Origin of the sequence: Actinoalloteichus caeruleus DSM 43889 (assembly GCF_000429185.2) — a bacterium.
Taxonomy (GTDB): domain Bacteria; phylum Actinomycetota; class Actinomycetes; order Mycobacteriales; family Pseudonocardiaceae; genus Actinoalloteichus_B; species Actinoalloteichus_B caeruleus.
The window spans coordinates 3,826,879-3,853,358 of sequence record NZ_AUBJ02000001.1; the positions used below are offsets into that span (position 1 = coordinate 3,826,879).

The 26,480-nt window shown below is 72.5% G+C and carries 24 protein-coding genes and 1 pseudogene; 15 read left to right on the forward strand and 10 right to left on the reverse strand.

Annotation, left to right across the window (positions count from 1 at the left end; all coding sequences use genetic code 11):
- The first annotated feature begins 645 nt into the window (after nucleotides 1–645).
- The 5 genes from G443_RS14945 to murQ all read left to right on the forward strand — a co-directional run bounded on the left by G443_RS14945 (nucleotide 646) and on the right by murQ (nucleotide 7,306).
- Nucleotides 646–2,466 (forward strand): glycoside hydrolase family 3 protein, encoded by a 1,821-nt coding sequence (locus tag G443_RS14945; RefSeq protein WP_026417643.1) that lies wholly within the window; start codon nucleotides 646–648, stop codon nucleotides 2,464–2,466.
- A 6-nt stretch (nucleotides 2,467–2,472) separates the two neighbouring features.
- On the forward strand, nucleotides 2,473–3,813 hold the full coding sequence (locus tag G443_RS14950; protein WP_051313491.1) for an exo-beta-N-acetylmuramidase NamZ family protein: 1,341 nt from the start codon (nucleotides 2,473–2,475) through the stop codon (nucleotides 3,811–3,813).
- 2 nt (nucleotides 3,814–3,815) lie between these two features.
- On the forward strand, nucleotides 3,816–5,090 hold the full coding sequence (locus G443_RS14955) for a serine hydrolase domain-containing protein (protein WP_245588697.1): 1,275 nt from the start codon (nucleotides 3,816–3,818) through the stop codon (nucleotides 5,088–5,090).
- A 351-nt stretch (nucleotides 5,091–5,441) separates the two neighbouring features.
- Nucleotides 5,442–6,374, forward strand: a complete 933-nt coding sequence (locus G443_RS14960) for a MurR/RpiR family transcriptional regulator (protein WP_245588698.1) — start codon at nucleotides 5,442–5,444, stop codon at nucleotides 6,372–6,374.
- A gap of 5 nt (nucleotides 6,375–6,379) precedes the next feature.
- Nucleotides 6,380–7,306, forward strand: a complete 927-nt coding sequence (murQ, locus tag G443_RS14965; RefSeq protein WP_026417647.1) for an N-acetylmuramic acid 6-phosphate etherase — start codon at nucleotides 6,380–6,382, stop codon at nucleotides 7,304–7,306.
- Between the two features lie 70 nt (nucleotides 7,307–7,376).
- On the opposite strand, the gene acs is transcribed toward murQ, so the two are convergent.
- Nucleotides 7,377–9,377 carry an acetate--CoA ligase gene (acs, locus tag G443_RS14970; RefSeq protein ID WP_051313492.1) on the reverse strand — a complete coding sequence of 667 codons (2,001 nt, stop codon included), beginning with the start codon at nucleotides 9,375–9,377 and terminating at the stop codon, nucleotides 7,377–7,379.
- 247 nt (nucleotides 9,378–9,624) lie between these two features.
- Here acs and G443_RS14975 point away from each other — a divergent pair, with 247 nt between their 5' ends.
- Nucleotides 9,625–10,365, forward strand: coding sequence for a Fic family protein (locus G443_RS14975; RefSeq protein WP_026417649.1), 741 nt, complete (start codon nucleotides 9,625–9,627; stop codon nucleotides 10,363–10,365).
- Between the two features lie 47 nt (nucleotides 10,366–10,412).
- On the opposite strand, the pseudogene G443_RS14980 reads toward G443_RS14975, so the two are convergent.
- Nucleotides 10,413–11,348 (reverse strand): annotated as a pseudogene (locus G443_RS14980) (sulfite exporter TauE/SafE family protein); the annotation flags it as partial.
- A gap of 6 nt (nucleotides 11,349–11,354) precedes the next feature.
- On the opposite strand from G443_RS14980, the gene G443_RS14985 reads away from it, so the two are divergent.
- A complete protein-coding gene (locus G443_RS14985; protein ID WP_030226157.1) occupies nucleotides 11,355–11,867 on the forward strand; it encodes a phage holin family protein in 513 nt (170 codons plus the stop codon).
- A gap of 12 nt (nucleotides 11,868–11,879) precedes the next feature.
- Nucleotides 11,880–12,836, forward strand: a complete 957-nt coding sequence (locus G443_RS14990) for an alpha/beta fold hydrolase (protein ID WP_026417650.1) — start codon at nucleotides 11,880–11,882, stop codon at nucleotides 12,834–12,836.
- Nucleotides 12,837–12,891: 55 nt separating this feature from the next.
- On the opposite strand, the gene G443_RS14995 is transcribed toward G443_RS14990, so the two are convergent.
- The 4 genes from G443_RS14995 to nth are packed head-to-tail and all read right to left on the reverse strand — an operon-like array spanning nucleotide 12,892 to nucleotide 16,155.
- The gene (locus G443_RS14995) at nucleotides 12,892–14,076 is read right to left on the reverse strand and encodes a MarP family serine protease (RefSeq protein ID WP_026417651.1); all 1,185 of its coding nucleotides are present in this window, start codon (nucleotides 14,074–14,076) and stop codon (nucleotides 12,892–12,894) included.
- Nucleotides 14,073–14,819, reverse strand: a complete 747-nt coding sequence (locus G443_RS15000; RefSeq protein ID WP_026417652.1) for an NUDIX hydrolase — start codon at nucleotides 14,817–14,819, stop codon at nucleotides 14,073–14,075. Before G443_RS15000 ends, G443_RS14995 begins: the two co-directional genes overlap by 4 nt.
- Nucleotides 14,816–15,379, reverse strand: a complete 564-nt coding sequence (locus G443_RS15005; RefSeq protein WP_026417653.1) for a TlpA family protein disulfide reductase — start codon at nucleotides 15,377–15,379, stop codon at nucleotides 14,816–14,818. Before G443_RS15005 ends, G443_RS15000 begins: the two co-directional genes overlap by 4 nt.
- Nucleotides 15,376–16,155 carry an endonuclease III gene (gene nth / locus G443_RS15010; protein ID WP_245588722.1) on the reverse strand — a complete coding sequence of 260 codons (780 nt, stop codon included), beginning with the start codon at nucleotides 16,153–16,155 and terminating at the stop codon, nucleotides 15,376–15,378. The genes G443_RS15005 and nth overlap by 4 nt, the downstream gene beginning before the upstream one ends.
- 318 nt (nucleotides 16,156–16,473) lie before the next feature.
- On the opposite strand from nth, the gene G443_RS15015 reads away from it, so the two are divergent.
- From G443_RS15015 to dnaN, 4 genes are all read left to right on the forward strand, one after another.
- On the forward strand, nucleotides 16,474–16,728 hold the full coding sequence (locus tag G443_RS15015) for a hypothetical protein (RefSeq protein WP_026417654.1): 255 nt from the start codon (nucleotides 16,474–16,476) through the stop codon (nucleotides 16,726–16,728).
- Nucleotides 16,729–16,820: 92 nt separating this feature from the next.
- Complete coding sequence (locus G443_RS15020) at nucleotides 16,821–17,495, forward strand: Crp/Fnr family transcriptional regulator (protein ID WP_016700099.1); 675 nt, start codon at nucleotides 16,821–16,823, stop codon at nucleotides 17,493–17,495.
- A gap of 774 nt (nucleotides 17,496–18,269) precedes the next feature.
- Nucleotides 18,270–19,577, forward strand: coding sequence for an MFS transporter (locus G443_RS15025; protein ID WP_035291460.1), 1,308 nt, complete (start codon nucleotides 18,270–18,272; stop codon nucleotides 19,575–19,577).
- Between the two features lie 54 nt (nucleotides 19,578–19,631).
- Complete coding sequence (gene dnaN / locus G443_RS15030; protein ID WP_026417655.1) at nucleotides 19,632–20,771, forward strand: DNA polymerase III subunit beta; 1,140 nt, start codon at nucleotides 19,632–19,634, stop codon at nucleotides 20,769–20,771.
- A 23-nt stretch (nucleotides 20,772–20,794) separates the two neighbouring features.
- Here dnaN and G443_RS15035 read toward each other — a convergent pair whose 3' ends face one another.
- Nucleotides 20,795–21,604 carry an MBL fold metallo-hydrolase gene (locus G443_RS15035; protein WP_026417656.1) on the reverse strand — a complete coding sequence of 270 codons (810 nt, stop codon included), beginning with the start codon at nucleotides 21,602–21,604 and terminating at the stop codon, nucleotides 20,795–20,797.
- Nucleotides 21,582–22,508, reverse strand: a complete 927-nt coding sequence (locus G443_RS15040; protein WP_253860222.1) for an NUDIX hydrolase — start codon at nucleotides 22,506–22,508, stop codon at nucleotides 21,582–21,584. The genes G443_RS15035 and G443_RS15040 overlap by 23 nt, the downstream gene beginning before the upstream one ends.
- 53 nt (nucleotides 22,509–22,561) lie before the next feature.
- On the opposite strand from G443_RS15040, the gene G443_RS15045 reads away from it, so the two are divergent.
- Together G443_RS15045 and G443_RS15050 are read left to right on the forward strand one after the other, a co-directional pair.
- Nucleotides 22,562–22,999, forward strand: a complete 438-nt coding sequence (locus G443_RS15045) for a hypothetical protein (RefSeq protein WP_155886036.1) — start codon at nucleotides 22,562–22,564, stop codon at nucleotides 22,997–22,999.
- A 135-nt stretch (nucleotides 23,000–23,134) separates the two neighbouring features.
- Nucleotides 23,135–24,058 (forward strand): Gfo/Idh/MocA family protein, encoded by a 924-nt coding sequence (locus G443_RS15050; RefSeq protein ID WP_026417659.1) that lies wholly within the window; start codon nucleotides 23,135–23,137, stop codon nucleotides 24,056–24,058.
- Nucleotides 24,059–24,077: 19 nt separating this feature from the next.
- On the opposite strand, the gene G443_RS15055 is transcribed toward G443_RS15050, so the two are convergent.
- Nucleotides 24,078–24,842, reverse strand: coding sequence for a hypothetical protein (locus tag G443_RS15055; protein ID WP_253860223.1), 765 nt, complete (start codon nucleotides 24,840–24,842; stop codon nucleotides 24,078–24,080).
- Between the two features lie 638 nt (nucleotides 24,843–25,480).
- Here G443_RS15055 and G443_RS15060 point away from each other — a divergent pair.
- The gene (locus G443_RS15060; protein WP_253860224.1) at nucleotides 25,481–25,870 is read left to right on the forward strand and encodes a hypothetical protein; all 390 of its coding nucleotides are present in this window, start codon (nucleotides 25,481–25,483) and stop codon (nucleotides 25,868–25,870) included.
- Here the strand turns inward: G443_RS15060 and G443_RS15065 are convergent.
- Nucleotides 25,833–26,459: a hypothetical protein gene (locus G443_RS15065; protein WP_051313615.1), complete on the reverse strand. Its 627-nt coding sequence runs from the start codon at nucleotides 26,457–26,459 to the stop codon at nucleotides 25,833–25,835. The genes G443_RS15060 and G443_RS15065 overlap by 38 nt on opposite strands.
- Nucleotides 26,460–26,480: the final 21 nt, after the last annotated feature.

Here is a 26,480-nt window from a genome sequence, read left to right on the forward strand (position 1 = left end):
GGGCACCCACGCTCAGCACGCCGCGGGAGGCTTTCGTCGGCAAGGGACTGCGTACGGGACGCCGGACGCCGAGTCCTGAAAGTACGACACAGTTGAACGCCTGGGGCCGCGCTCAGTTCCTGTCGGATGGCGCGCTCCCCTCCACCCGAGGGGAGCGCGCCATCGTCCGTCTCCACCGCCGCGCCCCCACCGCCGCCGTGGAACGGTCGCACGGGACCCTCGCCCACCCATGCCTCCCTCTCGTCGAGCGCGCGGCGGGCTCGGACCGGCTCCCGCTCGGCCCTCCTCCTGCCCCCGCGCCGGGTGCGGCCACCACCTGAACGGGTCAGCTCGCCACCGCTCGTAGGGTCGCGCTCCTGGCCTTCCCGAGCGCCGCCGGCGGGGCCCCTGCCTGACGGCGGCACCCCCGCCCCCTCCTCGCTCCGGCACCACTCCATCGAGTAATAACCTGGCTCAAGATCCATCCGTTCGGGCCCGGGAGCACCAAAGCGCCACGCCCTGGCAACACGCTGCGTGGTGTGACGTTGACCCTCCATCACCAGGTGGGTAGCTTCCAGAGCGGGACCCCAGTCGGTCAGGCGTTGACGTGACGACTGGGCCGCCACCACCGTGAGCTCCGGCCCACCGCTGCTTCCAGGAGGTTTGATGGGCACGACACGCAGGTCCCGGCAGCTCCTCGCACTGGGGGTGGGAGCGGCCCTGCTGGCCGGGTGCGCCGGAGGCGGCACATCTGACGGTTCCGAGTCGGCGGCGCCGGGCGGCGGGGAGGCCGCCGACGCGATGACCGAGTGGATCGACGAGACCATCGCCGGCATGAGCCTGGAGGAGAAGGTCGGCCAGCTCTTCGTCACCTACGTCTACGGCACCAGCGCCGACACGGCCCACGACAGCAACCTGGAGGAGTTCGGCCTGGCCACCCCAGCGGAGATCATCCAGCGGTACCACCTGGGCGGCATCATCCACTTCTCCTGGACCGACTCGCTGGAGAGCCCTCGGCAGGTGGCCGAGCTGTCGAACGGAGTGCAGGACGCCGCGCTCTCCTCGGGAGCCGGTGTCCCGCTCACCATCTCCATCGACCAGGAGCAGGGCGCCGTCCTCCGGTTCGGCGCCCCGGCCACGGAGTTCCCCGGCAGCATGGCGTTGGGAGCGGGCCGCAGCGTGGAGGACGCCCGTGCGGCGGCCGCCATCACCGGACAGGAGCTGCGGGCGGTCGGCATCACCCAGAACTTCGCGCCCGTCGCGGACGTGAACGTCAATCCGGCGAACCCCGTGATCGGGGTGCGTTCCTTCTCCTCCGACCCGGAGCTCGCGGCCGACTTCGTCACCGCCCAGGTCGAGGGTTACCAGGACTCCGATGCGCCGGAACGAACCGTGTCGAGCTCGATCAAGCACTTCCCCGGGCACGGCGACACCAACGTGGACAGCCACCACGACCTCCCGATCATCGAACACACCCGGGAGGAGTGGGAGGAGTTGGACGCTCCTCCGTTCCGAGCCGCGATCGAGGCGGGCGCGGACTCGGTGATGAGCGGCCACCTCATGGTGCCCGGTCTCGACGACTCGGGGATGCCGGCGACGCTCTCACCGACGATCCTCACCGGCATGCTCCGGGAGGAGCTGGGCTTCGACGGCCTGATCTACACCGACTCGCTGCAGATGGAGGGGGTCCGCTCGCAGTACCCGGATGACCGCATCCCGGTGCTCGCGTTGCTCGCGGGCGCCGACCAGCTGCTGATGCCGCAGCACCTGGACGTGGCGGTCCAGGGCGTGCTGGACGCCGTCGGGTCCGGCGAACTCACCGAGGAACGGATCGAGGAGAGCGTGCGGCGGGTGCTGCGCGCCAAGTGGGACCGGGGCATCGTCGCCGAGCCGCACGTGGACCCGGACCACGCCGAGGCGTTCGTGGGTTCCGAGGAACACCTCGCCACGGCGCGGGAGATCACCGACCGCACCGTGACGGTGCTCCGGAACGACGCCGACCTGCTGCCGCTCGACTCGGCACCGGGCAGCGTGCTGGTGGCCGGGTGGGACGAGGCGACGACCGCCGCGTTGGCGGAGGGCTTCGGCGAGCGCGGCGCGACCACGACGACGCTGCCCAACGACTTCCAACCCAGCCGGGAGCAGATCGGCCGGGCGACGGCGGCCGCCGGGGAGCACGACCTCACCGTGGTGCTCACCAACGGCGCGTGGCAGGACGCGCGCTCGGGGCAGCGGGACCTGGTGCGCGAGCTCGTTGCCACGGGGCAACCGGTGGTGGCGGTGGCCGTGCGGGACCCCTACGACGCCGCGTACGTGGAGGAGGCCGGGACCTGGGTGGCGACCCACTCCTTCAACCGGGTGACCATGGGATCGCTGGCCCGGGTGCTGCTGGGGGAGACGAGTCCTCGGGGTTCCCTGCCCGTCTCGGTGCCCGAGCCGGCCGGTTCCGGCGACCGGTTCCCCTTCGGCCACGGTTTGAGCTGGTGACCGGCGATGGCGGGACGAACGGGCGAGAGCGGGACGGCTGGCCGGTCCTCCCGGGGGCTGAGCAGGCGCGGCTTCCTGACGGCCACGGCCGTGACACCGGTCCTGGCGGCGGGTGCGGGTACCGCGCTTGGCTCGACGGTTGAGGAGGGCTCCGGCGCCGCCCTCGCACGCCAGGGCGGCCCGGTGCGCACCGGAGCCGACCAGCTGGCGGCGCGGGCCTGGGCACCGCTGGCGGGACGTCGGTTGGGGGTGTTGAGCAACCCCACGGCGGTGCTCGCCGACCTGGAGCATGTCGTGGACTCGATGCACGCGGCCGAGGGAGTGGACGTTGTCGCCGCGTTCGGCCCGGAGCACGGGTTCCGGGGCACCTCGCAGGCGGGCGGTTCGGAGGGCGACTACGTCGACCCGAGGACCGGCATCCCCGTGTACGACGCCTACGGGGTCGACGCGGGGGCTCTGGCGGCGATGTACCGGAAGGCCGGGGTGGACACGGTGGTGTTCGACATCGCCGACGTGGGTGCCCGCTTCTACACCTACATCTGGTCGATGTACACCGCGATGCACGCCGCCGCGCTGGCCGGGGTCTCGTTCGTGGTACTCGACCGTCCGAACCCGATCGGTGGCCGGGCGGACGGACCCCAGCTCGACCCGGCGTTCGCCTCGGGGGTCGGCCGGAAGCCAGTGGTGTTGCGGCACGGCATGACGGCCGGGGAGCTGGCCGGCCTGTTCGACGCCGAGTTCCTTCCCGAGGACGCGGGCTCCGGAGTGCCCTCCCTTGAGGTGGTGCGCCTGGAGGGCTGGGACAGGGGGCAGGTGTTCGTCGACACCGGACTTCCGTGGGTCCCACCGAGCCCGAACATGCCCACTCCCGACACCGCGACCCTGTACCCGGGCACCTGCCTGTTCGAGGGGACGGTGCTCTCGGAGGGCCGGGGCACGACACGTCCGTTCGAGACGGTGGGCGCGCCGGGCCTGGACTGGCGGTGGGCGGGGTGGCTCAACGATCGGGGCTTGCCGGGCGTCCGGTTCCGGGAGACCTACTTCGTGCCCACCTTCGGCAAGCACGAGGGGGTCCAGTGCGGCGGCGTGACCGCGCACGTGACGGATCCGGCGGCCGTGGACCCGATCGAGGTCGGGGTGAGCATGCTGGTGTCGGCGCGCCAGCTCTACCCGGACGAGTGGGGCTGGCGTCCCGACCACTTCATCGACAAGCTGGCCGGGTCGGCCACGCTGCGCACGATGGTGGACGCGGGTGCCCCGGTCGAGGAGATCACCGGGTCCTGGGCCGCCGAGCTGGCCGAGTTCGAGGAGCGGCGGGCTCCCCACCTCACTTACCCGGGGAGGTGACCGTGCGCGCCACCCTGTCCACCCTGTGCGTGACGGCGGTGTTCCTGGCGAGTGGTCTTGGCTGGGGGGCCGGGGAGACGTCGGCGAGTTCCTCGTGGTCGGCGGAGTCGTGTCCGACGTTGCGCGAGGGGTCCCCGGAGGAGCTCGGCCTGGACTCCACGCCGCTCGTCGAGGCGGCGGACCGGCTGCGGCGCTGGGCGGAACCCGCCACGGGCCGTCCCCTCTTCGCCGGGGCCGCGGTGTTGTACGCCCACCAGAACGTGGTGCTGCGGCGGGACTCCGCGGGGTACGCGCTCCGGTACGCGGACGGCGAGGGCCGTGAGCTGCCAGGCGAGGAGCAGCGCCCTGCCGGGACGGGCACGGTGTTCGACATCGCCTCGCTGTCGAAGCTCTTCACGTCGGTGCTCGTCATGCGGCAGGTGGAGGAGGGCGCCCTGCTGTTGGACGCCCCGGTGTCCCGGTACGTCCCCGAGTTCGGTGACAACGGCAAGGAGCGGGTGACCCTTCGCCAGCTGTTGACGCACACCTCCGGGCTCGAGCCGTTCCTGCCGCTGTGGCGGGACTGGCCGGATCGGGAGTCCCGGCTCCGGGCCGTCCTCGCGGTACGCCCGCAGGTGCCCCCGGGAAGCGCCTACGTCTACTCCGATCTGAACATGATCGCGTTGATGGTCGTGCTGGAGCGGGTGACGGGCCTGCCACTGGACGAACTGTTGCGGCGGGACGTCACCGAACCGCTCGGGCTGGCTGGCACCGGGTTCCGGAACGCGGACGACCCGGTGGGTGACGTCGCGGCCACCGAGTACCAGGTCGTGCCGGCCAGGGGGATGGTGCACGGCGAGGTGCACGACGAGAACGCCTGGTCGCTCGGCGGGGTCTCCGGCCACGCCGGGATGTTCTCCACCATCGACGACCTCGCGGTGTTCGGTCAGACGATGCTCAACGGCGGGTGCTACGGCGGGGCCAGGATCCTCCGGCCGAGCACGGTTCGCCAGATGCTCACCAACCACAACGACGCCTTCCCGAGCAACCCCCGGGGGCTGGGCTTCGAGTTGGACCAGCCCTTCTACATGGGAGGGCTGAGTGGTCCCCTCACCGCCGGGCACACCGGCTACACGGGTACCTCGTTGGTTCTCGACCCGCTCTCGAACTCGGTCGTCGTGTTGCTCACGAACCGGGTGCACCCCTCTCGGGACTGGGGCTCGATCAACCCAGCACGGGCGGCGGTGTCCGATGCGCTGGCCTCCGTGGTCGGCCGCGGCGACGGGAACTCTCCGTAGCCCTGTCGCCCCCGCCGGACCTCGGCCCGTGATCACGCTTCGTGGTCACGGGCCGATCGCGTTCGGCCGCCCCCGACGCGGCCCGTCCCATCCCGGCCCTTTTCCCACCACCATCCGTTGCGGTGAGCGCGCAACCACTAACGGGTGGCTTTAACACGTTTCGTAAACAAGCGGGCAACGGTGATAACGCGGGTGGCCCGTTCGGCGATAGGCCGTTCCGCAACGGCGTTTCTCGGGTTTTCGCGACGTTCCTGGTGGTGGAACGGCCTTCGAGGCGATCGAGATAACCGAGTGATGACGAGATGGATACGAGGATTGACCAATCAAAATGATTGTTAGTAAGTTTCCGACGTGACGAAGCGTATCGGGCAGAGCGCGGCGCAGACCGAGGGCAGCCCTCTTGTTCGGATCCGCTCACTGCTACCTGGCCTGGCCCGAGCGGAGCAGCGAGTAGCCAACGTCGTACTGGAGGACCCGGCGGCGGTCACGCACCGCAGCATCACCGAGGTGGCGGAGGCCGCCGGGACGAGCGAGACGACGGTGACCCGGTTCTGCAAGGCGATCGGCATCCGCGGCTACCCGGAACTGCGGCTCGCCCTCGCCGCGGACACCGCCCGGAACGCCGTCCGCGACGAGCAGAAGCTCGGCGGCGAGATCGGCCCCGGCGACGACCTGCACGACGTGATCGGCAAGGTCGCCTACGCCGACGCCCGGGCGGTCGAGGAAACCGCCGAACAGCTCGACCCCATCGCCCTCCGCAAGGTCGTGGACCGCGTCTCCGCCGCTCGCCGGGTGGACGTGTACGGCGTGGGGGCCAGCGCCTTCGTCGCGATGGACCTCCAGCAGAAACTGCACCGGATCGGGCGAGTCTCGTTCGCCTGGAACGACAAGCACATCGCGCTGACCTCGGCCGCGGTGCTCTCCGAGGACGATGTCGCGGTGGGCATCTCGCACACCGGCTCGACGGCCGACGTCATCGAGGCGCTGCGGGTGGCCAGGGCGAGGGGAGCCACCACGGTGGCCATCACCAACTTCCCCCGCGCGCCCATCACCGAGGTGGCGGACCATGTGCTCACCACCGCCGCCCGGGAGACCACCTTCCGCAGCGGCGCGATGGCGAGCCGAATCGCACAGCTCACGTTGATCGACTGCCTGTTCATCGGGGTCGCCCAGCAGCACTACGAAACGGCTCAGGAGGCGCTGGAGGTCACCTACGCCGCGGTCGTGGGACAGCGTCTGGGAAGTCGCCCGGATGGCAGGCGCAAGGCGAGGGACGGCATCTGATGAACATGCGGACGGGCCAGACGGTGGTACGCGTCAACTCCCCCACGGAGACGCGCAACCCGAGAACGACGGACATCGACCTGCTCCCCAGCGCCGACATCCTCAGGATGATCAACTCAGAGGACCGGCTGGTGCCCGACGCCGTCCGCGAGGTGCTCCCGCAGCTCGCGATCGCGGTGGACCTGGCGGTCCACGCGCTGCGTTCCGGCGGCCGGGTGCACTACGTGGGAGCGGGCACCTCCGGCCGGCTCGCGGTCCTCGACGCGGCCGAACTGATGCCCACCTACAACGTTCCACCGGACCTGTTCGTGGTCCACCAGGCCGGTGGTGAGGCCGCCTTCGCCCACGCCCTGGAGGGCGCGGAGGACGACGCCGACGCCGGTGCCTCCGCGATCGAACGGGCGGCGGGTGCCCGCGACTTCGTGCTCGGGCTCACCGCGTCCGGGCGGACCCCCTACGTGATCGGGGCGCTGACCGCCGCCCGGCGGTTGGGAGCCACGACGGCGCTGGTGAGCGCGAACCCCTCCAACCTGGAGACCTGCCGGCAGCAGGCCGACGTGGCACTGGCCGTGGACACCGGCCCCGAGGTCATCGCCGGTTCGACCAGGATGAAGGCGGGAAGCGCCCAGAAGCTGGTGCTGAACGCCTTTTCCACCGCGGTGATGGTCCGGCTCGGCCGCACCTACTCCAACCTGATGGTCAGCATGCAGGCGAGCAACGCGAAGCTGCGCGGACGGACGGTGACGATCCTTCGCGAGGCCACGGGTGCCGACGACGTCACCTGCGAACGGGCGTTGACCGAAGCCGAGGGCGAGGTCAAGACCGCGCTGGTGACCCTGCTCGCCGGCGTCGACGCCGACCGGGCGCGACAGGCGCTCGACGAGGCGGACGGGCACGTCCGGGCCGCCCTGACCGAGCTGACGCACGCCTGAGGCGCCACGGGCCCGGCGGTGCCCGGCAGTCGGAGGAGACCGCCGGGCACCGGTCCGAACGACGCGGGCGTCAGTCGTCGGCGGGTTTGCCCAGACCCGAGGAGATCAACTCCATGACCGAGGAGTCCTGCAAGGTCGTGACGTCACCGAGTTCGCGCTTCTCGGCGACGTCCCGCAGCAGGCGGCGCATGATCTTGCCCGACCTGGTCTTGGGAAGCTCGGGGACGACCATGATCTGCCGGGGTTTGGCGATGGGACCGATGACCGTCGCCACGTGCTGGCGCAGCTCGGCCACGAGCTCGTCGCCGCCCGCGTGTTCGGTGGCGTCCCCGCGGAGGATCACGAACGCGACGATCCCCTGGCCGGTCGCCGGGTCGCTGGCGCCGACGACCGCCGCCTCGGCCACGGCGGCGTGGGAGACCAGCGCCGACTCGACCTCGGTGGTGGAGATGCGGTGGCCGGAGACGTTCATGACGTCGTCCACCCTGCCGAGCAGCCACAACGCGCCGTCCTCGTCGTACTTCGCCCCGTCGCCCGCGAAGTAGTAGCCGCGATCGGCGAACCGCGACCAGTAGGTGTCCCGGAAGCGCTCGTCGTCACCCCAGATGCCGCGGAGCATCGCCGGCCACGGCTCGGTCAACACCAGGTACCCACCCCCGCCGGGGCCGACCGGCTCACCCGTCTCGTCGACGATCTCCGCCGAGATCCCGGGCAACGTCCGCATGGCGGAACCGGGCTTCGTCGCCGTCACCCCCGGCAGCGGGGAGATCATGATGGCGCCCGTCTCGGTCTGCCACCAGGTGTCCACGACCGGGGTCGCCCCGCCGCCGATGTGTTGGCGGTACCAGATCCACGCCTCCGGGTTGATCGGCTCACCGACGCTGCCCAGCAGGCGCAACGAGGACAGGTCGTAGTTGGCCGGGATGTCGCTGCCCCACTTCATGAACATCCGGATCGTCGTGGGAGCGGTGTACAGGATCGACACCCGGTAGCGCTGCACGATCTCCCACCAGCGGCCCTCGTGCGGGGTGTTGGGCGTGCCCTCGTACATGACGGAGGTGGCGCCGTTGGCGAGCGGACCGTAGACGATGTACGAGTGCCCGGTGACCCAGCCGATGTCGGCGGCGCACCAGTACACGTCGGTCTCGGGTTTGAGGTCGAAGACGGCGTGGTGGGTGTAGGCGGCCTGGGTCAGGTAGCCACCCGAGGTGTGCAGGATCCCCTTCGGCTTCCCCGTCGTGCCGGAGGTGTAGAGGATGAAGAGCGGGTGTTCCGAGTCGAAGTCCTCCGGGGTGTGCTCGGGCGACTGCCGGTCGACGGTCTCGTGCCACCAGAGGTCCCGGTCCGCCGTCCACTCCACGTCGGCGCCGGTCCGGTTGACCACGAGGACGTGGCGGACGCTGGGCGCGTCCCGCAGCGCCAGGTCGACGTTGGACTTCAGGGGTAGCGCCTTGCCGCGCCGGTACTGCCCGTCGCTGGTGATGACCAGCTTCGCCTCGGCGTCCTGGATGCGGGCGCGCAACGCCTCCGCCGAGAAACCGCCGAACACGACGCTGTGGGTGAGCCCGAGTCGCGCACAGGCCAGGAGGGCGACCACCGCCTCCGGGATCATCGGCAGGTACACGGCGACGCGGTCACCGGCCCGCAGACCCAGTTCCGTCAGCGCGTTCGCCGCGCGCGACACCTCGGCGCGGAGGTCCGCGTAGGTGATGGTCCTCGTGTCGCCGGGTTCGCCCTCCCAGTGGATGGCCACGCGGTCGCCGTGGCCGGCCTCCACGTGCCGGTCCACGCAGTTCACCGCGACGTTCAGCCGGCCCCCGACGAACCAGCGGGCGAAGGGCGCGTCCGACCAGTCCAACACCTCGTCCCACCGGGTCTCCCAGCGCAGGCGGTCGGCCTGGTCGGCCCAGAACGCCAGGCGGTCCCGGTCGGCCACCCGGTAGAGGTCCGGCGTGGCGTTGGCCTGGGACGCGAACCGCTCGCTCGGTGGGAACTCCCTGCTCTCGCGAAGCAGGTTGTCCAGGGTGACGGCGTCGTGCTCGGCCTCGGAGTGACCGGTGTCGTTGGTCATCGCGAAGGACCTCCCCTGCGTGGTCTACATCATCATGTGAGGGTGACCGTAGACGTCGGGCGGCCTTCTGGGTAGCAGCCCGAGGTCCGAGCCGGGGAGTCCGCGCGAGCTCCGCGGCGGCGCCAGGACGCCACCACCTCCCCCGTCCGGGTGGCGACCCGGATGTCCGCCCGGACGGTGGTGGTCGCCAACCGGGGGCGGCGCCGGCTGGTGTCGCGGTGCCCACCGGTTGGGTACTGTCCGCCTCATGACCGACCCCCTCGCCCCGCTGCTCGGCCTTCCCGGCGTGGAGGAGGCCGTGCGGCGTGCTCGCGCCGACGTCGACGCGGTGCACCGCCACCCCGCGAACCGGCGTGGCTGGGCCACCACGGGCGCGGAGGCCTCCGTGCGGGCTGCGCGCGCCTCGGCGGGGATCGAGGGAGCCGCCGTCACGCTTCCCGACTCCGGTGCGGTCAGCGATCCGGTGCTGGCGGGCTCCCTCCGGCTGGCCGAGGCGCTGGGAGGCCTCCTCCCCACGTGGCAGCGGGCGCCAGGCCAGGTGCTGGCGCGGATGCACGTGCTCGCGGCCGCCGACCTCGTCGACGACGCTGGCCGCGCGGGACTCGGCCGGCCGCGCGCCGACGCTGGTGCCACGGACCGGCTGACGCTGCTCGCCGAGCTGGTGGCCGGTGGCACGCGGGCGCCAGCTCCGGTCCTGGTCGCGGTCGTGCACGGCGAGCTGCTGGCGCTGCGACCGTTCGGTTCGGCGGACGGCCTGGTGGCCAGGGCGGCGGCTCGGCTCACCGCCATCGCGACCGGCCTGGACCCGAAGGGCCTGGTCGTGCCCGAGGTGGCGTTCCTCCGCCGGCGCGACGACTACCGTTCGGCGGCCGAGGGGTTCGCCAGCGGCGACCCGGAGGCGGTCGGCCGGTGGATCCAGCACTGCTGTGCGGCGCTCACCACCGGGGCCACCGAGGCGAACGCGATCGCGGACGCGCTCGCGGGCTGACCCGGGTCAGCGGTCCGAGCGCGGGGGCGCCGCCGCAGGAGCGCCCGCAGGTCCCCCCAGACGGTCTTGAGGGCCACGAAGACCAACAGCGCGGCGAAGAGCCGGTCGGACAGCCGTTGGTCCATCACCACCGACCACTGGCTGGCGGCGACGGTGGCCAACACCCCGGAGCAGCCGATCCACAAGGACGCGCGCAGCGATCCGTTCCCCTTGCGCAGGGCGCGCGCCCCGCCCAGGATCGAGGTCGGGGTGATCACGAGCAGCGAGGTCCCCTTGGCCATCGCCGCGGGCGCGGCGAACCCCAGCTGCATCACCGGAACCATGATGGCCCCGCCCCCGATACCGGTCAGTGCCGAGAGCACGCCGATGGCCAGCCCGATCGGCAGCAGCCACAGCAGCGGCCACCCGGGCCCGACGTCCGAGGACACCTGGGGCGCCGGCCCGACCAACAGGTAGACGGCGGTGCAGATGGACACGACCGCGTAGGCCCACCTCAGCAGGGCGAGCGGCGCCCGGTTCAACAGCGAGGCGCCCAACCAGGCGCCGGTCATGCACCCGACCGCCAGCGGCACGGCCATCCACAGGTTGACCTGGCCGTGCCACGCGTAGGACGCGGCCCCGGCGACCGACAGCGGGGCCAGCGCGAGCAACGAGGTGGCCACGGCCTGCCGCTGGTCGAATCCGACCAGGGTGACCAGCAGCGGAACGATCGCCACGCCACCGCCGAGTCCGAACAGCCCCGACAGCGCGCCCGCGACCAGTCCGATGATCACCAGCTTCGCCCAGGGCACCCCGTCCAGCGTTCTCTCGTCAGCGGCGTTCTCAGACACCCGAGCAACATACGCCGGCCGCCCCGCTCTCCGGGGGCAACGATTACCTAGCTCACCTCGGCGGTTCCGCTTCGGCCGTCCGGCGGAGCGCCAACGGGCCCAGGTGGAGATCACCCGTGTCGCGCGTGCGGGTGTCCGGCGACATGGCACCATGACGCGGTGAGCAGCGCCGGACACCACAGCAACGGACGCTGGGACGGAGAGGGGACACCACCCATCCCCTCGATCCCGCTGTCCGAGGACGACCGCACCGACGGAGCCGCCGGGGAGAAGTCGATCGGCAACCTGGTCCGCCAGGCCACCGTTCACATGTCCACCCTGATCAGGGCCGAAGTCGAGCTGGCGAAACAGGAGATCACGGCCGAGGTCAAGAAGGGCCTGCGGGGCAGCGTCTACTTCGTGCTGGCCCTCACCGTCCTCGCCTTCAGCTCCTTCTTCCTGTTCTTCACGTTCGCCGAGCTGCTGGCGGTGTGGCTGCCCCGGTGGGCGGGTTTCGGAATCGTCTTCCTGCTGATGCTGTTGGTCGCCGGCTTCCTCGCCTACAAGGGATACCGCCGGGTCCGCAGCATCCGCAAGCCCGAACGAACCATCAGCACGGTGCGGGAGACAGCCGCTGGTTTCAGCGGCCACCGGGACCGCCTCGACGGCGGCGACCCGGACCGGACCGGCTGAGCAACCGCCACGGTGAGCCTGCCACCCGACCCGTCCACCGCCCGGCTCGCCGGCCCGTGGGCGCACCACGACGTCTCGGCCAACGGGATCCGCCTGCACGTCGCCGAGCTCGGTGAGGGGCCCCTGGTCCTCCTGCTGCACGGTTTCCCCGAGTTCTGGTGGGCCTGGCGAGGGCAACTCACCGCGCTCGCCGAGGCCGGTTACCGGGCGGTCGCCGTCGACCTGCGCGGCTACGGCGACTCCGACAAGCCCCCCAGGGGGTATGACGGCTGGACGCTGGCCGGTGACGTCGCCGGGTTGGTCAAGGCGCTGGGTGAGCAGCGAGCGCACCTGGTGGGGCACGCCTGGGGCGGCATGTTGGCGTGGACGCTCTCGGCCCTGCACCCGAGGCTGGTCAACTCGATCACGGTCCTCGGTGGTGCGCATCCCCTGGCGTTGCGGCGGGCGATCTGGCTCGGGCTGACCCGACCGTTGCGGCGAACCGCCCGCGCCCAGGCCCGGAGTGCGCGGCACCTCTTCGCCGCGCAACTGCCCCGCCTCCCCGAGACGCGGCTGACCAGGAACGCCGCGAGCCAGGTCGAGGCACTGCTGCGGGGGTGGTCGGGGCCGGACTGGCGGCAGACGTCGGACTTCGCGGAGGTGGCGCGCACGCACCGGACCGCGATGCTCATCCCCGGGGTGGCGCACTCGGCGATGGAGTACTACCGCTGGAGCGTGCGTTCCCAGTTCCGATCCGACGGGCGGCACTTCGCCGAGGCCGTCGACCGGCGGGCCACGGTTCCGGTCCTCCAGGTGCACGGGCGGCTCGACCCGTGTTTCCTCCCCGCGACGGCCGCCAGGTCCAGCCCCTGGACGGGGCCGAGATCGCAGCGCGTGGAACTGCCCGGCGTCGGCCACTTCCCCCACCACGAGTCCCCGGACCGGGTCAACGACCTGCTCGTCCGCTTCCTCACGCGGGTGACGGCCTGATCCGTCACGGGCGGGCTCGGTCCTGACCTCGCCGAGGGTGGCCGGGGCGGATCACCTAGGCGGAGCACTCACCTGTCGGGACCTCGTCGGTCAGACCGGTGGCCGTCCGGACGTCCTCGTCGATCTCGGCGTTGGTGAGCACGTACCCGGTCTCGCTCTGGTCGGCCGCGGCTCCGAACACGACGCCCAGGACCCGTCCGTCCGGGTCGACGAGCGGTCCTCCCGAGTTCCCGCTGCGCACGGCTGACCTGACCGTGTAGATCTCCCGTTCGACCGTGTTCTGGTCGTAGATGTCCGGGCCGGTCAGGGTCATCCGCTGCCGGATCCGGGCTGCGCTCGCCGTGTAGGGGCCGCCCAACGGGTAGCCGAGCACGATCCCCCCGTCGCCGGTCGCCGCGGGGTCCGGGGCGAAGTCGAGTGGTTCGGCGTACAGGTCGGGGACATCGAGCACCGCCACGTCCCGGCTCGGGTCGTACAGGACGACGGTGGCCCGCAGGCTCGCCCGCTCCACCTCCACCGTCACCTGGTCCGCTCCGGCGACCACGTGCGCGTTGGTCATCACGCGGTGCGGTGCGACCACGAACCCGCTGCCGTTGAGCAGGCGCTGGCAGCTCCTCGCCTGGCCGTGCACGCGAACCACGCTCTCCCTGACCCGTCGCACCGTGGCGCTCGCCTGGAGTTCCGGGTCGGGTGGGTCGACCTCCGCCGCCGGGGTTCGGGAGAACGGGTCGAGGACGTGCGGGAACCCGGAGAAGGCGAAGAGCCGTCCGAGTTCGTTGGGGAGCCCCTTCGCCTCGGGTGGCATCACGTCGTCGACGGTCCCGAGCACCCGGGACTCCTTGACCGCGGCCGCCAGCCAGGGCACGGATGCCGCCGAGGTGATCGGGAGGGCGACGAGCCAGGCCACCAGGACGACCATCAGGCCCTGGACGACGCCACCGAGGAAGTTGTCGACGCGGCTCAGCCGGGAGTGCCCCAACCTCCGCTTGATGCTCCTGCCCACGTACACGCCGGCGAGCTGCCCGATGACGACCAGGCTGAACAGGATGCTCAGGGCCACCGCGAGCTGGACGGACGGCCCCTCCAGCTGGTCGGCAACCCAGGGCGCCAGCATGAGGCCCCCGACGGCGCCTCCGGCGACACCGAGGCCAGCGCAGATTGCCACCGCCATGCCGTGCCGGACCCCCGAGATGGCGCCGAGCACGACGGCGACCAGGACGGCCGCGTCGACCCAGTTCACTCGCCGACCGTCCCGCCAGCCCCGGCCGGGGCCTCCACCGCCTGCCAGGCATCCGCCAGATCCCGGATGTCAGTGGCGTCCCACGGCTCCGCCCACTCACCGACGGAGAGCAGGCTGGAGATCAGCCCAGCGGTGAACCCCCAGACCAACATCCCCGGCACGGCGAAGGCGGGGCCCACGTACCCCGAGGGGTGCCGGACCTGGAAGCGGTTGCCCGGGTCGGCCAGGTAGCGGACGGGGACCCGGGCGACGGCGGAGGTCTCCGCGAGGTCGACCGGCCGCACCGGCGAGGGCTGCCGCCAGTGCGCGATCACCGGTGTCACCCTGAACTTCGACCGTTGGATGTAGAGCTCCGGCAACAACGCCACCGGACGCACCCCGGCGCGGTGGAGACCGACCTCCTCCTCCGCCTCCCGAATGGCCACCGCCACGGGTCCGTCGTCGCCGTCCTCGGCGACTCCACCGGGGAAACCGACCTGGCCGGGGTGATGGGTCAGTCCGTCAGCCCTGCGCAACAACAGCAGGTCCGGACCCGGGCCCAGCGGGCTGCCGTCCTCCCCGAACAGCACCAGCACCGCGGCGGGTCGGACGCTCTCCGCGACGCCACCACCCGCCGTCGGCGACGGTGACTCCATGTGGTCGCTGGCCGCGACCAGTGGGCCGAGCCAGGGTGGCGTGCTGCGCGGATCGACCAACGCTCCGCCCCGCCCCAGATCGCCGTGAGCGCTCGCTCGCTCGGTCATCGGCCTCCCCCCAGATAGCTCCGCACCGCCTGCTCCACCTCGTCGACGCTGGCGAACGCGCGGGGTGGCTCGACCCGGTGGATGTCGCCGGCAGCATCCACCACGAAGCTGGTCGGCATGACGGGGGCCCGGACCAGGCGTCGGAGCTGGTCCCCGTCCTCGTGCACCGTCGGGAAGCCCACCCCGAGTTCGTCGAGCATCCGTCTACCCGCGTCCCGGTCGCTCTGCACCTGCACCCCGAACACGGGGACGGCGTCCTGGCCCGCCGCGTACTCGTCGAGGACCGGTAGCTCGTCCACGCAGGGCCCGCACCAGGTGGCCCAGAGGTTGACCAGCGCGGGTCCCTCCCCCACCACGGCGGCGAGGTCACCCCGCTCACCCCCGTCGTGCGGGGTCACCGGAACCACGTCGAGCGCGTTGAGCGTGGTCGCCACGGCGGGGTCGGTGGCGTCGTCGGAGGCCGTCGGGGGGAGGGTGTCCCCCTCCCTCGGCCAGAGCGCGACGATGCCCGCGACCGCGAGGACCACCACGACGACGGTCCACCTGACGCTGGACCTCACGTCCGTCCCCCCTGGGCCGGCGGCGTGGGTCCAGCGGCACCGGGACCCGACGCGCCGCTGGTTCCCGCCGGCTCGTCGGGAGTGCCCTCGTGTCCCGGGACGCCGGCCAGCCGGAGCAGTCGGGGGGCTTCGGGGCCCCGGACCAGCCGCTCAGCCAGCAGGGGGTCCGTCGGTCCGGCCCCGAACGAGGGGCAGTCCCTGGCCAGGAGGCAGGCTCCGCAGGCGGGCGTCCTGGAGTGGCACACGCGGCGACCGTGGAAGATCACCCGGTGGGACAGCATGGTCCAGTCCCGCCTGGGGATGAGCTCTCCGACCTCGTGTTCGACCTTGACCGGGTCGTTCTGGTTCGTCCAGCCCCACCGGCGGGTGAGCCGGCCGAAGTGGGTGTCGACCGTGATCCCCGGGATCCCGAAGGCGTCCCCGAGGATGACGTTGGCGGTCTTCCGGCCGATGCCGGGCAGTGCGACGAGGTCCGGCAGGGTGCGCGGCACCTCGCCCCCGTGCCGCTCGACCACGGAGGCGCCCAGCCCCATCAACGCCGACGCCTTGTTCCGGAAGAAGCCGGTCGGACGGATCAACTCCTCCAGCTCGGTCCGGTCCGCCGCCGCGTAGTCAGCAGCCGACCGGTAGCGGCGGAAGAGCGCCGGCGTCACCTCGTTGACCCGCCGGTCGGTGCACTGGGCCGACAGGATCGTGGCGACCGCGAGTTCGAGCGGGGTGGTGAAGTCCAGTTCGCAGTGCGCGTCCGGATAGGCCGTCCGCAGGGTGCGGTCCATGCGCCTCGCCCGGCGGACCAGGGCGAGCCGGGTCTCACCGGCACGGCCGGGGGGCGCGGAGGACTTCGCGGGGGACGGCACTCCCACAGGGTACGGGCGGCGGCCGCCGGGGACGGCGGTTCCCCGCCGAGAGGCGGGTCGGTGGTCGGTCGCGTCGGTACCAGCGGCGGCGGCCCGCTCCGCTGATCGGTTCGCGTGCCCACCTCCTCACCCCTAGCCTGGACGAGGAGAGGTCGAGGGTATTCCGAAAGGGCTACCGGGGTCACCCATGACCCCGGGCGCCGCCACCCACCGTGATGCGCCACCATCGGACACATCATGACTGCCTGGTTCGTCATCGCCGTCCCCGTTGTGATCATGCTCTTCGCGCTCTTCATGGAGCGCGTCGAGAAGGGAATCCGCCACGGGGTCGTTCAGGAGAACGACGTCGAGGAGTTGCTGGAGAACGCTCGCCCGGACGAGGTGCGGGCGCTGTTCAAGCAGGGCATCGGGCGGGCGCTCGAACTCTTCCGGCTGCGCCGCTCGGGGCGCGCGGGAAGGCTGCGTCCACGCAGATCACGCCGCCCGTCTTAGACTGCAAGGAGCGATCGGCGGCACCCATCAGGTATTCGTAACGAGGGGTACCCAGTCACGGGCTGCCGCCGCCTCTCAACAGGAGGGATGAGGTGGACGAGACCCTGGCACGCGCTGGGATCTTCCAGGGTGTCGAGCCGGCGGCCATCGAGGCGCTGACTCAGACACTGGAGCCCGTGGACTTCCCACGCGGCCATGTGATCTTCACAGAAGGTGAGCCCGGCGACCGGCTCTACATAATCCAGTCCGGCAAGGTCAAGGTCGGGCGCAAGTCCCCGGACGGCAGGGAGAACCTGCTGGCCATCATGGGGCCGTCCGACATGTTCGGTGAGTTGTCGATCTTCGACCCGGGGCCGAGGACGTCGACGGCGACCACGGTCACCGAGGTCAGAGCGCTCAGCATGGACCGCCCCGCGCTCCGGGAGTGGATCAGCAAGCGTCCGGAGATCGCCGAGCAGCTCCTGCGGGTGCTGGCGAGGCGACTGCGGCGCACGAACAACATGCTGGCCGACCTGATCTTCACCGACGTACCCGGCCGGGTCGCCAAGGCGCTGCTCCAGCTGGCGCAGCGCTTCGGCAGCCAGGAGGCGGGCCTGCTCCGGGTGACGCACGACCTCACCCAGGAGGAGATCGCCCAGCTGGTCGGAGCTTCCCGCGAGACGGTGAACAAGGCCCTGGCCGACTTCGCCCACCGCGGCTGGCTGCGGTTGGAGGGCAAGAGCGTGCTGATCCTGGACCCGGAGCGGCTGGCTCGACGGGCCCGCTGACCCAGGACGCGACCGTCACCCGTGGGACGTGTGGCTCCGCACGTTCCAGGCCCGGGACTCCCAGTGGTGGCGTGCCCCGGCACGCCCATCGGAGGCTCGGCGCCGCCGGTCTGACGCCGGCACCAGATCCGGTTCCTTCGAAACACGCATCGAAGGGTTTCGCCATGACCGTGGGTGCCCAGTACGTGAGAGACGACGGAAGGGTCGGGCGCCGCCCCCGACGCGGCGCTCCGACCCTTCCGTCGTTGGCGTAGCACGTCCCCCGACGGCCACACCTTCCCACCCTCCGGCCACGGCCCCGATCCGCATCTCCGGAGGAGTCAGTTCACGTGACGGGGGGATTTCGCCTCACTCGGCACGGTCACGGCCCCGACCGCTTCCGTCAACATCCCACCGTCACCAACACTGTACTCAGTGTCGCTGCCCTCCACGGATGGCGTCCGTGGAGAACGGAACATCTACGAGGTAGACGGATACGGGGTTCCCCGCGTTGCCTACCCCTCCACGATTCGCTCGGCAGTGTTACCAAGCTGAAACCTAACTCACACTCCCGTAGCCAAGAGTAACGCTGAACTCGCCCGCGCCGATTACCGGCCACGAAGAGAGCAAGCACTTCGATACCAAGAGTGATGACCTGACTGGTGAACCGGGACCACCCGCGTCCGACGAGTGGGCCGTGACGGCTCGACCACACTCAGTCTAGGCCGTCCTGGTGACACAACACACCCGAAAAACGGATTGGTACTCCCGTACCAAAGAGCGCAGACTGGGCCCGTGTCGCACTCGGCCTCCCTCGCGGACTACCGCGCGGCCCTCAGCACCCCCGCGGCCAGATGGCCGGTCATCACCTCACTCGTCGGACGGCTGCCGATCGCCATGATCGGCATGTCCATCCTGTTCTACGTCCGCGACCGGACCGGTTCCTTCGCCATCGCCGGGCTCGTGTCCGCGGCCACCCTGTTCGGCGTCGCGTTCGGCTCGGTGGTCCAGGGCCGGATCGTCGACCGGTTGGGGCCGACCCGGCCCCTGTTGACGATCAGCTCGGTGTTCGTCGTCCTCGCCTGCGGGCAGATCGCCCTGGTCGAGTCCTCGGCGCCGGTGCCGGCCCTGGTGGCGCTGGCCCTGTGCATCGGACTGTCCGAACCCCAGCTCGGAACGGCGTCCCGCGCCCTCTGGCGCAGGCTCCTGCCGCCGGGCCCCGCCCGCACGGCGGCGCTCTCCTACGAGGCCATCAGCGTGGAGGTGTTCTTCATCCTCGGCCCGGGCCTGGCGGGGCTGCTCGCGGCATCACCCTGGCCGGGGACCGGTCTCGTCGTGGGAACGGTGGCGATGGTCGGGGGCAGCACCGGGTTCGCCCTCACCACCACCGTCCGCTCCTGGCGCCCGGAGCCCCGGGCGAAGCGCACCTCGGCCCGGACTGACGGCGGGTCCCGGCTCGCCCACCTGCTGGGAGCCTTCGCCGTCCCGGGCATGCGGACCGTGGCGCTCGCCGTCCTCGGCTTCGGTGTGGTCATCGGGTTCGTCGAGGTCGCCGTCCCCGCCGCCGCCACCGAGGCCGGTCACCCCGCCATCGGCGGGCTCCTGTTGAGCCTCTGGTCCGTCAGCTCCGTGGTCTTCGGCCTCCTGTACGGGCTCCGCCCGTGGCCACGCCCCCTCCACCTCCGCCTGCCGGTGCTCCTCGGCGGGTTCGCCGTGCTGACGACCCTGCTGGCCGTTCCGGTGACGTTGGCGGGGCTGGCCGCCGTGATGTTCGTCGTCGGCGCGCTGGTCACTCCGCAGTCGATGGCCCACTCGCTCGCGGTCGAGGCGGTCGCGCCGTCGGACAAGGCCGCCGAGGCGTTCGGATGGGTGATCACCTCGGTGACCGTCGGCATCGGGCTCGGGCAGTCGATCAGCGGCCAGCTGGTCGAGAACGTGGGCGTGCCCCAGGCCTTCCTCGCGGCGGCCGGTTGCGGAGTCGTGATCGCGGGCCTGGTGTTCCTGTTCCGCGGCACCGTCGCCGCCGAGGAGAGGGAGCCGGACGACGACGGGAGGACGCCCCGCCCCACCGCCGACTCCCACGCGGCCAGCTCGGCCACCTGAACCCACACGGCTACGTGCGCCGGAACTGTCGGAGGAGACCACTAGGTTGCCGGCATGACCGCCCACCTGGGTCTCGACGCCACAGTGCCAACCACACCGCTGGCGACTCGCCTGGCCGAGCTGGTCCGGCTCCTGCCCGGGCGCCTGACCGATCCCGTGCTCGGTGGCGTGGTGGTCGTGGCCTCCGCGACCGGGGTACGGGTCGCCTCCTCCGACCACGAGCGCGGGTTCCAGGCGGACCTGGACGGCCTGGTGGGTTCCGAGGGTTCGGTCCTGGTACCCGCCCGTCCCCTGGCCGAGACGTTGCGGTCCCTGGCCGAACCGGAGGTCCGCCTGGTCGTCGAGGGGTCCCGCCTCGCGGTCCGCGCTGGTCGGGCGCGGTTCGCCCTTCCCATGATGGATCTCGCGGCGCACCCGGGGCTGGCGCCCTCACCTCCGCACCGGCTGTCCGTGCCCTCGGCCGCGCTGCGCGGGCCGCTGGCGGTCGTCGCGGCGGCGGCGTCGCGTGACGACGCGCTGCCCGTCTTCACCGGCGTGCGGCTCTCGGTCGAGGACGGCGTCCTCGCGCTGCTCGCCAGCGACCGTTTCCGACTCGCGAAGGCGGAGATCCCCCTCCCCGGCCCGGCGGAGGACGCTGCCGACCTGGACGTCCTGGTCCCCGCCGCCCTCCTGGCGGAGTTGTCCAGGCAGCTCCCCCGGTCGGGCGAGGTCGATCTGCGAGCCGACACCGACCGCTTCGCGCTGTCGTGGGAGGGCACCCTCGTCACCACGGCGCTGCTCGCCACACCGTTCCCCAACTCGGACCGGCTGTTCCCGTCCGATGTCGACTGCGTGCTGCGGGCGGACGCGGACGAGTTGACCGCGGCGGTGCGGCGCGCGGCCACCTTCGGTGGAGGGCGCGGGCTCCTCACCCTCGTCGCCGAGGACGGCGGTGTCCGAGTCCTGGGCAGCGATCCGACCATCGGCGAGTCGGAGGAGACCGTGAAGGCCGACGTGGCCGGCAACCGGATCTCCCGCACCTACCAGGCCCGGCACCTGGTGGACGCGCTGCGCGGCTTCACGGGCCGCGTCGTCGAACTGCGCGTCCCCGCCCACGAACGGCGGGGATCCGTGCTCACGGCGGACCCTGGCGATGACGGTGTGGCGGTGACCCACCTCGTCGCCCCCACCCGACCACCATCCCCCCGGGGCTGAGGACGGCGACCGCGCCGGGGTGGTCAGCCCTCCTCGTCCAGGTACGCGAGCTGCGCCCGGACGGACTGCTCCGCGGCGAACGACAGCGCCGGGTCGAGGTCGGGGTAGACGGCGGCCACCACCTCCACGGGGGTGGCCGTCGCGCCCAGCCGAGCGCGGGCGGCGCGCACCTGGTCCAGCCGACGTTCGCGGTGCGCGAGGTAGTCGCGGGCCGTCGCGGCCGCATCGGGCAACTCCGCACCGTGCCCTGGCAGCAGACGGGTTCCGGCGGGGACCCGGGCCAGCCCTCGGAGGGTGGTGAGGTAGTCACGGAGGCTCCCCGTCAGCACCGTCGTCCCCCGCCCCAGCACCGTGTCCCCGGTGAGCACCACCGGACCCGCTCCGCCGTGGACGAGGAAGCACGCCGAGTCGTCGGTGTGGCCCGGGGTGTGGAGCACCTCCAGCCGCAGGCCGGCCACGTCGAGCACCGCGCCGTCGACGAGTGGTTCTCCGGACGACCAGCGCGGGTCGATCGCGGCCGAGGGCGCGCCGACCAGGTCGGCGAACCGGGCCAGCCCCGCGCTGTGGTCGTGGTGCCCGTGGGTGAGCAGGACGAGTTCGACGGGGCCTTCCTCACCGACCCGGCGGAGGTGCTCCTCGTCGTCCGGTCCCGGGTCGACGACGACCCGACCCGTCGCGCCAGGGGCCCGGAGGACCCAGGTGTTGGTGCCCTCCAGGGTCATGGCCGAGGGGTTGTTCGCGAGCCACACCGAGGCCACGTCCGCCACGTCCCGCCGTCTCCCGTACGCCGGGTGCGCGTCGCTCGGGAGGTCACCACCACGCGGTTCGGTCACGACGGCCCCCCATCCGCTCGCTCGTCCCGGACCGTGGGGGCCCGCCCCGCCTCGTGACGGCCCGGCCCCCTTCGGACGGTTCCGGCACCACCACTCGCAGCCGGCCGCCCTCACGGATGATGCGGGGAACGGTGCGGCCGATCACGCGGGGGGTCCGACGTGCCGAGGACACGCTGTCCTGGTCGGCGAGTTCGGACAGGGTCACCCAGGTAGGGGGGAGCAGGGCGCGGTCGCCCTGACGCCACTCCTCCAACGCGGCCGCCGGGGTCAGCCACCTCGCCTGGACGGCCTCCGAGGTCCTGCCGTCAGCTCGTTGTCCGGGTGGTAGTTCGGCGAGGAAGAACCGGGTGTCGTGGCGACGCGCCTCCACCTCGGGCGTCACCCAGTTCGCCCAGGGAGTGAGGAGGTCGGCGCGCAGCACGAGCTCGTTGGCCGCGAGGAACTCCCCGAGGGAGAGGGCGCCGCTCTCGAGGAGCGGCCTCGCCGACGAGTACCGGCCCGCGTCCCTGACGACATCGCGGTCGTCGGCTCCCGCGAGCAGCACACCGGTTTCCTCGAAGGTCTCGCGGACCGCCGCGCTGACCAGTGCGGCGGCGAGGTCGGGCGCGCAGCCGAAGCGCTCGGCCCACCACTCCGGCGCGGGGCCCGCCCAATGTGCCCGGACCGCGCCCCCGACCCGGTCCCTGCCGTCGACGGATCCGCCGGGGAAGACGGTCATGCCCGGGGCGAAGGCCATGGTGGCTGCCCTGCGCATCAGGAACACCTCGACACCGCCCGCTGGGTGGTCGCGCACGAGCACGACGCTCGCCGAGTCCCTCGGCGTGGCGGGTGGGCGCCCCGGGACGGCGGAGAGCGAGTCGACCAGCTCCGGCGGCAGGTCGAACGGTTCTGGCAGCGGGGGCACGGTGCCACCCTAGGCGCCCGGCCCTCGTGGGGGAACCACGCGAGAATGAGCTGGTGCGTCACGAGGAGGAACGGGTGGAGCCAGCTGTGGACGGACGGCGGGTCCGGGGGTGCCTGGTGCCGCTGTTGACCCTGGTGCTCGGGGTCATCGCCGGGACGGTCGGCACCGGGGTGCTCCTCCTGCTGCTGGCGGTACCCCACGGCGGGCGCGCACCCGCCTCCGACACCGCCCCGCCCGAGGTCGCCGCGGCCACCGGGCGGTCATCACTCGTGGTCGAGCTGCGGGAGCGACCGGCGACCCTGTTCTCGTCCGAGGAAGCGGAGGTGGTGCTCGTGGACCGGCACGACGGGGAGGACACCGTCCTGCGCGCCGTGCCGGTGCCCTCGAGCTCGGTGGCGGCGGGTCCGTGGCGGGTGGCGTGGAACGAGGGCTCGGTGCTCGTCGGCCTCGCCGACGGTGTGGAGATCCGGGTTCCCCTGATCTTGGAGTGATGATCCTTCCGACTGAACCGGGCCTCGGATCAGTCGGATCATGGTTGGCGTCCGGGGTGGAGCGGGAAAGATGGTGTCGTGCCTACTTCTCCAGCCCACGACGACGGACCACTGGACGCCGAGGCCCCGGCACCAGTGGTGGAGGATCAACTGCGGGTCGGTCTGGTCGGGGCCGGCCGGTGGGCCAGGACGACGCACGCCCCGGGGATCGACGACCACCCGGGGACCCGTCTCGTCGCGGTGTGGTCCCGACGGCCCGACGCCGCCGCCGAGCTGGCCGCGCCGTACTCCGCCGAGGTGATGTCCAGCCCAGAGGAACTCGTGGCCAGCGTCGACGTGGTCGCCTTCGCGGTACCCCCGTCCGTCCAGGCCGGGCTCGCGACCAGTGCCGCGTCGGCCGGCAGGCACGTCATCCTGGAGAAACCGCTCGCCGCCGATCTGGCGTCCGCCTCGCGTCTCGCGGAGGAGGTCCGCCGTCGCGAGGTGTGCTCCCTGGTGATGCTGACCCGCCGGTTCGCCCCGGAGACCCGCGAGTGGCTCGCCGGCCTCCAGGACGGTGGCGGGTGGGCCGGTGGCTCGGTCACCTGGCTGTCCGGCGCGCTCCTGGACGACGGCAACACGGGATCCTCGTGGCGTCACGAGGACGGCGGGCTGCTCGATGTGGGGCCGCACGCCGTGGACCTCGTGGACGCGGCGCTCGGCCCGGTGGTGGAGGTCCTCGCCGCCCACCGCTCCCCCGACGACCTCTGGCAGCTCGTGCTCGGCCACGAGGGCGGCGTGACGAGCACGCTGTCGCTGTCGCTGCGCTTCCCCGCGAGGCCGACCGTCACCGACGTGTCGGTCTTCGGCGGTGGTGGCCTCCGGGCGCTGGGAGCGCCGGAGACCTCCCGGGCGGACTGCTACGCCTCGATGCTCGACGACTTCGTGGCCATGGTGCACAGCGGAGCCCGGGAGCACCCCTGCGACGTGGCCCGAGGACTGCACCTGCAACGCGTGCTCGCCGCCGCCACCTCGCTGGCCGGCTCACCGTCCGGGGTACGGCTCGGCACCCCGGCCTGACGGCCGCTCCGCCGGCTGCTCAGGCGGTCGGCGGGAACGGTGGATGCCCGTTCGTGTAGGGCCGTTGTGGCCCAGAGGTGGGGTGGCCACCAGCACTGGCGGAAAGGCGGCTGATGGGCCCGGTCTGTTCGACGTTGCTCGGCGCGGACACCGCGCGCCTGGGCGCGGGGGTTCGCGCGGCCTCCGAACTCGGCTGGCCCGTCGCCGTGCCCTCGTGGTCCCGTTCGGCCAGTTCCTCGTGCAGCTGCCGGAGGAGGTCCCGTTCCCTGCCGTTCAGCTTGCCCTCGTCCCCCGGAGGCCGTTCCGGGCCCGGCACCGCCCGGTCGGCGGTCGGCGCACCGGCGGCGGCGCGGGGCTGGCCGCTGGACACGGGAGTCGCGGCCTGCGCCTGCCCGTGGTCGGGGGCTGGGTCGGTATCGGGGCGGACCGGGCCGACGTCCTCCGGCCGGGGCGCGGGCCGGCTCGCCCGCTCGGGGCGGCGAGCGGGCTGCTCCGGGGCCGGCGTCCTCTCGTTCGCGGCCGTGGAGCCCTCCTGGTCGGTGGCCTCGTCCCCGGGGCGACCTCCCCGGCCGCTGGACGGCGTTCGCCCGGAGCCGTCCCTGGCCGGTCGGAGCACCCGGACGTTCTCGGCGAGCCTCGGGGCGGCCCGTTCCGGGGTGTCCGCCTCTCCCGGAACGTCCTCGTCGGACAGTTCCGGTGTCGCCTCGGGGACCGTGGTGGCCGGGTAGCGACGCCCTCGGGGTGGGCGGGGCGGGCGACGGTCCTCCGCGACCACCTCGCCCACGGGCTCGGTGACCTGCTGGTCCGCGCCGGACGGCGCGGTGTCCGGGCCGCGTCGCGGAGACCGGGGCGCGGAAGGGGCCGCCTCCGGCCGTGGTGGCTCACCCGCGACGCCCTGGTCGTCCTTCCGGCCAGCAGGAGCCGCCTCCTCGGAGTCCGGTCGCCGTCGACGACCGGCGTGCGCCTCGGCGGGGGCCGGCTCCTCGTCGGTGGTGGTGCGGGTGCCGCCGGCCTCGCGCTCCGCCGGGGCCGCTCGCGGTCGGGGCCCGGCCCCGCGCCCCGCTCGGGTTCGCGCCCACCGTCGGGGCCGGGACGCGCGTGACCGTTCAGGTCGACGAGGACCCCGGCGTCCGAGGCGGCCCGCTGGTACTCGGGGACCGGTCTTCCTGGTAACAGGACCTCGACGGTCGCGGGCAGGTCCGCCGCGTCGAGTGCCCGCGCGACCTGGAACGCGGTGGCGGGGGCGACGGCCGCGTCGGTGGACTCGACGACCACGACCCGTTGCGGAGTACCCATCGGCGCGGCCCCGGCCGGTGTGACCCGCCAGGCGCATCGCAGGGAACTCACCGCCGACAACCGACGGCCGAGGCCGGCGACGGCCTGCCCGACCCCGCGTTCCGGGGCGTTGTCCTGGACGAACCGGTGGGCACCGACCCCTTCGTCGCCCAGCTCCCGCACCCTGTCGGCCAGCGCGGCGTCCGACCGCACCTCGACCAGCAGGTCCGCCAGCTCGGCCCTGGTCGCGGCTGGCAGTGCGACGTCACCGGCGACCAGGGCGCCGACGACCAGTTCCGCGGCCTGGTCCGGTTCGGCGAGCGCCAGGAACTCCCTGGCGTCCGTCAGCGACTCGTCGTCGATCCTCCCCGCGAGCCCCAGCAGCAGGTCGTGCAGTCGAGTCGGGACGCGACGGTCCTGGTCGTCGCCGTTCCGCGTGGCCTCCGCCATGCCGTTCTCTCCTTCCGACCCGCCGCCGGCGGACGGGCGTCAAGCAAGCTCAGACGTGGGCTAACTGCCCGTGGTTCAGGCCGGTGACCACCGGTTCTGACCCGACCCAGGCGGCCCGGTGGTAGGCGGTCAGGGTCATCGACGGAGGGACGACCTCGACACGCGGTTCGCGTTCGCCGAGTGCCCGCAACACGCGCTGCAACTCGGCGGTCAGGCCGATCCGTCCGGTCTCGGCGCTCACGAGGAGCACTCGCCGGGGTGGGCCGCCCGTGACGGGTGCCCGCCAGGCGAACCGGACCTCGCGGACGCCGGGGCGGCCGCGGAGCATGGCTCCGAGAACCACCGGCGTCGAGTCCGCTCCGTGGGGGACCTCCACCGGCACGTCGCTGACGGCCGCCGGGGAGACCCCGAAGACGTGCGCGGGTTCTGGCTCCTCGGCGAGGGCCGGGATGGCGGCCACGAGCACGGGGTCGGCACCGGCGGGCAGGAAACCCTCGGCGAGGAGCTCGTGCTCGTGGTCGGTCAGTCCCAGCCTGCCGTGCGCCAGCGCGCGGGGCAGCGTCCTGGCGAGTACCGCGTCGGCGTCACCGGCCAGCCAGTCGCGGAACCGCCAGAGCTGTCGGTCGGGCAGTCGCCCGGCCAACCTGAGCAGCAGTTCGTGGCGGAGATCCCGCATGTCGCGCCCCATCGTGCAACC